This window comes from Streptomyces sp. NPDC051173, assembly GCF_040689515.1.
Classification (GTDB): Bacteria; Actinomycetota; Actinomycetes; order Streptomycetales; family Streptomycetaceae; genus Streptomyces.
This window is the reverse complement of sequence record NZ_JBFBBD010000019.1, coordinates 69,087-74,093: the sequence shown is the minus strand read 5'-3', so window position 1 is coordinate 74,093 and position 5,007 is coordinate 69,087. Positions and strand designations below refer to the sequence as shown.

The window sequence follows — 5,007 nt, the reverse complement described above, 5'->3', positions numbered from 1 at the left end:
CTTCGCCACGTTCAACTCAACCCATCTCAAGACCGACGGACAGCAGAGGATTTCGGTGTGGACATCCGGCGCCAGGGAAGGCGGTCCACAGCGAATGAGTCATCTGGAGGCCCCCGCACGGGGCACTGCTCCACCCCCCGCGCACCACGCGCCCAGTCTCGGCGGGCGTGTCCACGAAAACCCGTAGAGTCGGCCGGCCCCGGCTCCGCGATGGGGGTGAGCAGGTGTTTTCTTGCTTAGAGCCTTACCAGCTCGCCGCGGCGAGCAGCTCGCCGTGGTCACGCTCGAGGCCGGCCTGGCGGAGGTCGGACTCCACCATCATCCGCATCAGTTCCTCGAAGCCGACCTCGGGCTCCCAGCCCAGCTCCCGGTGGGCGTCACCGTAGTCGGCACACAGCGTCTCGACCTCGGCGGGCCGCACGAGCGCCGGGTCCACCACGACGTGCTCCTCCCAGTCCAGGCCCGCGGCTTCGAAGGCGATGCGCGCCGCGTCCCGCACCGAGTGCATCCGGCCGGTGCCCACCACGTAGTCCCTGGGCCTGTCCTGCTGGAGCATCAGGTGCATCGCGCGGACGTAGTCCCCCGCGAAGCCCCAGTCGCGCACCGCGTCCAGATTGCCGAGCAGCAGCTTCTCCTGCAGGCCCAGCTTGATCTGCGCCACGGCGAGGGAGATCTTCCGGGTCACGAACTCCGCGCCGCGGCGGGGCGATTCGTGGTTGAAGAGGATCCCCGAGACCCCGAACACCCCGTAGGACTCACGGTAGTTCTGGGTGATGTAGTGGCCGTACGCCTTGGCCACCCCGTAGGGGCTGCGCGGGTGGAAAGGGGTCTGCTCGCTCTGCGGCGACTCCACCACCTTCCCGAACATCTCCGAGGAGGATGCCTGGTAGAAGCGGATGTGGCCGTGGCCGTCGCCTCCGCCCACGGACTTGCCCAGCCCGCTCACCATCCGGATCGCTTCGAGCATGCGCAGCACTCCGGTGCCGTTCACCTCGGTGACGAGCTCCGGCTGCTGCCAGGACATCGGCACGAAGGAGACGGCCCCGAGGTTGTAGATCTCGTCCGGCTGCACCAGGTCAACGGCCGAGACCAGGCTGCCCTGGTCCATCAAGTCGCCGTCCACGAAGGTGAGGTCGGGTATCAGTTTGGCCACCCGGTCCTTGCGGGGGTTGGCCTGACCTCGGGTCAGTCCCCACACCTGGTAGCCCTCGGCGAGCAGATGCTCGGCGAGATACGAGCCGTCCTGCCCGGTGATTCCGGTGATCAGCGCGCGCTTGGACATTCGGTCCCCTTTCACTGCCACGGACAAAGCCGGTCGAGGGCCGCAAGTCCTCACCCAACGGTCGGCAGGATCACGGAATCACGGAGCGGGCTACGGAATTTCCGAGTCTTCGGGACGCGATCACCCGGACGCCCCGCTCCTCCCTCTTCACCGGCGGTCCGCCGCACCCGCGGAACCACCCGCGCCGGCCTTCCGGCAGGGCGACGTCACCGTGCCCGGCCGCCACGGACACCTGTTCATCGGGGGTGAGGCGCTCGGGGCGTAAAATTCTCGGCGTGTCCTCCGAGTACGTAGAGCGTGTGTCCCGGCTGCCGGGTGCGATCGTCTGGGCGCAGGGAACGCCCGGGTGCGCAGGTGGCGGTGAGGCGACGTCCGTGTTGCCGGACGGTTGCATAGACCTGCTGTGGACGGCGGGCCGCCTCGTCGTCTCCGGGCCCGATACCGGTGCCTACAGCCCTGGCCGGGGATTCTGGGTGGGTGTCCGCTTCTCCCCCGGTGTCGCCCCCGCCCTGCTCGGTATCCCCGCGCACGAACTGCGGGACCAGCGAGTGGATCTCGCCGATCTCTGGCCCGGCGCCAGGGCGCGCCGCCTCACGGAACGCGTCGACGCGGCGACCGACCCGGCCGCCGCGCTCGAGGATCTGGCGTTACGTCTCGCGGCCGACGCGGAACCCGTCGACCCGCTCCTGCGAGCGGTCGTGGCATCCCTGAACGCCGGCCGCTCCGTCACAGCCACCGCCGACTCGGTGGGTCTCGGCGCGCGGCAGCTCCACCGCCGCTCCCTGACCGCGTTCGGATACGGACCCAAGACCCTGGCCCGGGTCCTGCGCATGCAGCGCGCCCTGGCCCTGGCCCGCGATGGTGTCCCGTTCGCGGAGACGGCGGCTCTGGCGGGCTTCGCGGACCAGGCTCATCTGGCGCGTGACGTGCGGGAGATGGCGGGGAGACCGCTGGGCGAACTGGTCGCGAGGTGACCGGTCGGCAGTGACTGCCGTCTCCCCTGTGCTCACGCCTGTGTCTCTGTGCCGCCGTCCTCCCTCGCGGCCCTGCCGGCCCGGCCGTGGCCTTCGCCGGCCAGCAGCCGTTTGCGCTCAGGGGTGTAGTGCCACCAGGGGCGAGCGGGCAGACCTTCGGCCTGGTCCACAGCCGACATGACGGTGTCGAGCAGGCAGGGGTCGAGCCGCTCGCCGAAGGCGGCCGACATCCGCTCGTACAGCTCGACCGGATCCCGGTGCCTCAGCTGCGCGATCTCGGTGATGCCGATGCGTTCGAAGTACCTCGCCACGGACCGGCCCACGTTGACCAGCTCGGTGAGGTCCGATCCGTCAGAGGAGGTCACCTGGGCTCCTTCTCTCCGTCACGATGCCGAGGGGGCTCAGTCGCACGCTCACGTCCAGGGCTCCGCCGGCGGGATGTTGAAGTTGACGCGGAAGAGGTTGTCGGGGTCGTACTGGGCCTTGACAGCCCGCAACCGGTCGAAATCAGCCGGGGTGTAGGCGGCGCGCACGTCGGCTGGATCGGTGTCCTCGACACCGGCGAAATTGAGGTTCACGCCGCCGGTGCTCCACGGACGCATCCGGTCCAGGAAGTCGTCGCGGCGCCGCAGGTTCTCTCCTCCCGGGACGGCACCCGTGAAGAGCGTGAAGGCCGCGTCGCGCCCGCTCACACAGTTGGGGACCTCCGGCGGGCGGGCGTACGCGCCGCCGAAGTGCCGCAGTTCGGTGACGAACGGCGCCCCCGCGGCCGGTCCCGCCAGGGCGACGATGGTGTCGACGGCATCGTCCGTCAGGTCGCTCAGCAGCACATTGCGGTCGTAGGCGACGTACGGCATGGACGTGGGCTCGTGGTGGATCGTGCCGACCTCGGCGTAGGGCATGTCACGCACGGTGTCCAGGAGCGCCGGGCCCAGTGCGCGCAGCGGCCGCACCAGATCCTCCCCGTCCGCCGCTTCGCCGCTGTAGGCGATACGTAGGTGGGTGATGAATCGCCCACGCAGTGGCTCCGGCACGTCGGGCAGGTCGGGATTGTGGAGCAGCAGCACCGAGGAGGCCATCTCCTCGGGTACGTGCCGGACCCACTCGGCGTAGGCGTGCAGCACCTCGGCGGTGGCCTCGCCCGGGAAGTAGAGCCCTCCCCCGTAGAGCCGTGAGACCGGGAACAGATCGACTTCCATGCCCACGACCAGGCCGAAGTTGTCCTTGCCGCCGCGCACCGCCCAGAACAGGTCGGGGTCGGCCTCGGCCGTCACCTCACGCAACCGGCCGTCGGCGGTGACCAGGCGCAGCCGCCGTACGTGATCGGCGGCGAACCCGAAGCGGCGGCCCAGCAGGCCCGCGCCCCCGCCGACCAGGTAGCCGACCGCGCCGACGTTGGGGCTCGAGCCGTTCAGCGGCGCGAGCCCGTGCGGGGTGGTGTGCTCCAGCACCTGCCGCCAGCGCGCTCCTGCCTCGATCCACGCCGTCGCCCGGGCCACGTCGACGCGTACACTGTCCATCCGCCGCGTGTTGACCAGCACCGCGTCATCGGCCGACACGGACGGGCCGTGACCGGTGGCCATCACACCCACGGGCCGCTTCTGCTCGGCGGCCAGCCTGACCGCGGCCACCACATCCTGCTCGGTGGCCGCCTCGACCACATAGGCCGGCTGTGATTCAGCTGCCCTGTTCAGCCCCAGCCGGGCGTCGTCGTACCCCGGCTCACCGGGCTGAAGGGCCCATTCGATGTGCGTGCTCATGCCCGCCATGTAATCAAGCAGCTCAAGATGACATCTTGAAGGAATCGGACATGCCTCCGGACGGAGCGTAGAACCCACCTGGTTGCAGTTCGCCGAGCGTGTGGCCGCTCCCGGTCAGGCAGGGCGCTTTCGTGCGGAGACGTAGCTGAAGGGCGCGGAGACCCCGGCGCTGTGGTGGCCTGCGGCCGTGAGGGCCAGCGCCAGTCGCCTGCGTGGTTTCAGACCCAGGTCAGCGGTGGCGTGCAGAGCGCCGAGCGCGAACCGGCCCCCGCACCCCACGGCCGCGTATCCGTCGGCGGGCTCGGCTATCTGGTAGTCGTCGTGGACGGCGAACAGGCGGCCGAGCACACCGACGAGGAACGTCCCGGCCTTCTCCTGTTCGGAGTCCTTGCTCGCCCAGCCGCCGTCCTTGAGGCACGTGCGCAGCTTGTCGACGAAGACGGTGGTCATGAACCGGTCCAAGTCGCCCTTGGGAGTGGGGGCTTTCAACGCGTGGTGCAGCAGTTGCCCCATACGGAAGCTGGTGGTGAAGCCCATGACGTAGGGACCGTTGCGGAAGATCTTCGGATCCCGGCGAACGGTGAGGTCGAGGCCGGAGACACCGGCCGAGTCCCCGCCCAGATGCACCCGCCCGTCGTGCACGAGCCCGGCGATCACGGTCATGGCGCGCTCCCCTCTGCTGTGCCGCCCTTCTCGATACTGCGCCCGGGGAAACAGGAGGAAACCGCTCCCCGGCGGGTTCTCCCCTGCGGCCGGGCCGAGTGCCAGGCACCTCACCCGGGGAGACCTCCTCTTGCTCCTTGAGACGACGGGCGCGGCGGGCGGGTCACGGACGGGGCGGAGGCACCCTCAGGACCGCCGGGCCGACTCACGGAGCTGACACCCCTGGCGCCCTGCCTGGCCGCTGTGGCACGATGCCCCCCGCCCTCGACGTGACACATGACGGAGTGGCTGGCCATGGGTGATCACCGCAAGCCGGACCCGGACCTGG

Annotated in this window: 5 protein-coding genes; 1 reads left to right on the top strand and 4 read right to left on the bottom strand. The window is 70.0% G+C overall.

Annotated features, from left to right (window positions below; translation table 11 throughout):
• Positions 1-244: 244 nt before the first annotated feature.
• The gene (locus AB0435_RS13680; protein WP_366002890.1) at positions 245-1,282 is read right to left on the bottom strand and encodes a GDP-mannose 4,6-dehydratase; all 1,038 of its coding nucleotides are present in this window, start codon (positions 1,280-1,282) and stop codon (positions 245-247) included.
• Positions 1,283-1,557: 275 nt separating this feature from the next.
• On the opposite strand from AB0435_RS13680, the gene AB0435_RS13675 reads away from it, so the two are divergent.
• Positions 1,558-2,256 carry a helix-turn-helix domain-containing protein gene (locus AB0435_RS13675; protein WP_366427033.1) on the top strand — a complete coding sequence of 233 codons (699 nt, stop codon included), beginning with the start codon at positions 1,558-1,560 and terminating at the stop codon, positions 2,254-2,256.
• 32 nt (positions 2,257-2,288) lie between these two features.
• Here the strand turns inward: AB0435_RS13675 and AB0435_RS13670 are convergent, their stop codons facing one another.
• The 3 genes from AB0435_RS13670 to AB0435_RS13660 all read right to left on the bottom strand — a co-directional run bounded on the left by AB0435_RS13670 (position 2,289) and on the right by AB0435_RS13660 (position 4,679).
• Positions 2,289-2,621, bottom strand: a complete 333-nt coding sequence (locus tag AB0435_RS13670; protein WP_366002892.1) for a helix-hairpin-helix domain-containing protein — start codon at positions 2,619-2,621, stop codon at positions 2,289-2,291.
• 48 nt (positions 2,622-2,669) lie between these two features.
• Positions 2,670-4,016 (bottom strand): FAD-binding oxidoreductase, encoded by a 1,347-nt coding sequence (locus tag AB0435_RS13665; RefSeq protein ID WP_366427032.1) that lies wholly within the window; start codon positions 4,014-4,016, stop codon positions 2,670-2,672.
• A 114-nt stretch (positions 4,017-4,130) separates the two neighbouring features.
• A complete protein-coding gene (locus AB0435_RS13660) occupies positions 4,131-4,679 on the bottom strand; it encodes a hypothetical protein (protein ID WP_366002894.1) in 549 nt (182 codons plus the stop codon).
• Positions 4,680-5,007 lie beyond the last annotated feature (328 nt).

Bases quoted from the DNA above. Each gene is read 5' to 3' on its own strand.
- AB0435_RS13680 (WP_366002890.1), bottom strand. From the start codon at position 1,282: ATGTCCAAGCGCGCGCTGATCACCGGAATCACCGGGCAGGACGGCTCG.
- AB0435_RS13660 (WP_366002894.1), bottom strand. From the start codon at position 4,679: ATGACCGTGATCGCCGGGCTCGTGCACGACGGGCGGGTGCATCTGGGC.
- AB0435_RS13665 (WP_366427032.1), bottom strand. From the start codon at position 4,016: ATGAGCACGCACATCGAATGGGCCCTTCAGCCCGGTGAGCCGGGGTAC.